Origin of the sequence: Bradyrhizobium sp. PRIMUS42 (genome assembly GCF_023006515.1) — a bacterium.
GTDB lineage: Bacteria > Pseudomonadota > Alphaproteobacteria > Rhizobiales > Xanthobacteraceae > Bradyrhizobium.
Genome location: NZ_JALBGZ010001216.1, coordinates 1 through 1,120, shown reverse-complemented (window position 1 = coordinate 1,120; position 1,120 = coordinate 1). Strand labels below are relative to the sequence as shown.

1 protein-coding gene and 1 pseudogene are annotated in these 1,120 nt (G+C 65.8%); one reads left to right on the top strand and one right to left on the bottom strand.

All coding sequences use genetic code 11. From position 1 onward, the window contains the following. Positions 1-684 (bottom strand): patatin-like phospholipase family protein (locus MOV75_RS39165; protein ID WP_247008195.1); only part of this gene is annotated, 684 nt, incomplete at its 3' end. Between the two features lie 245 nt (positions 685-929). Here MOV75_RS39165 and MOV75_RS39160 point away from each other — a divergent pair. Then, a pseudogene (locus MOV75_RS39160) lies at positions 930-1,120 on the top strand (hypothetical protein); the annotation flags it as partial.

Sequence of the window (1,120 nt, the reverse complement as noted above, 5' to 3'; positions counted from 1 at the left end):
GACCGCGGCGGGCACGGCGCCATGCGCATGGATGGTCGTGGAATGGGTGAAGATGTCGCTGGAAAGATTTGCGGCGATGACGATTTCGGCGCCGAGCGCGCGGGCGGCGGAGACCGGCACGGGATTCACCAGCGCGCCGTCGACCAGCCAGCGGTCACCGATCAGCACGGGCGCGAAGATGCCGGGCAGCGCGTAGGACGCGCGCATCGCATCGACCACACGGCCGCGCGTCAGCCAGATCTCGTGGCCGGTGCGGACTTCGGTCGCGACGCTCGCAAACTTGATCGGAAGGTCCTCGATCCGGACTTGTCCGATCGCCTCCTCGAGCCGGGTTGCAAGCTTCTCGCCGCCGAGCAGGCCGGAGCCGTTGAGGCGGATGTCGAGATAGCCGAGGATGTTGCGCATGCCTTGCAGGCTGCGCCCCCAATCTTCGAACGTATCGAGCCGGCCGGCCGCATGGAGGCCGCCGGCGACGGCGCCAATGGAGGTACCGACCACGACATCGGGCACAATGCCGTTGGCAAGCAGTGTCCTGAGAATCCCGATATGGGCAAAGCCGCGCGCCGCGCCGCCACCAAGGGCAAGGCCAATCACCGGCCGGCGGATGCTGCCCAGGCCGACTTTTTCACCAGCTTTTTCGCCATTGGAGCCGTTCGCGCCCCGACCCTTCAAAATATCCAGCACCGAAAACTCTCCCACCCGGGCCAGCCCTCACACCAGAGTAGGCGCCGTATTTCAGCTCCGCCATAACCAGGGTGAAGCATGGTTTATACCGTTCGGGACGCAGGGGGCAGCAGTGTGGCGAGGGCCGGTCGTCGTTAGCCCAATCACGCAGGCGTCAACCGGGTTCCAAAGAACCGTCCTGGGACCGTATTTCCTGGGGTTTCAGAGGCTTGAATTTGCCGCGTTTTCGGTGAAAAGCAGGGGGCATGACACGCGGGGGTGACGGCATCATCGGATGGCGGCGCAGCGGCAGGCTGCTGCCGGCGCTGATCCTTGCTGCGTGCCTCGTTATCTCAGGCCAAAACGCTGCGCAGGCGCAGCTTTTCTCCGATCGTCCGCCGCCGGTGCCGCCGGCTTCGGTGCCCGACCCCGGCGGGGCCATCAATCTGGCGCCTCC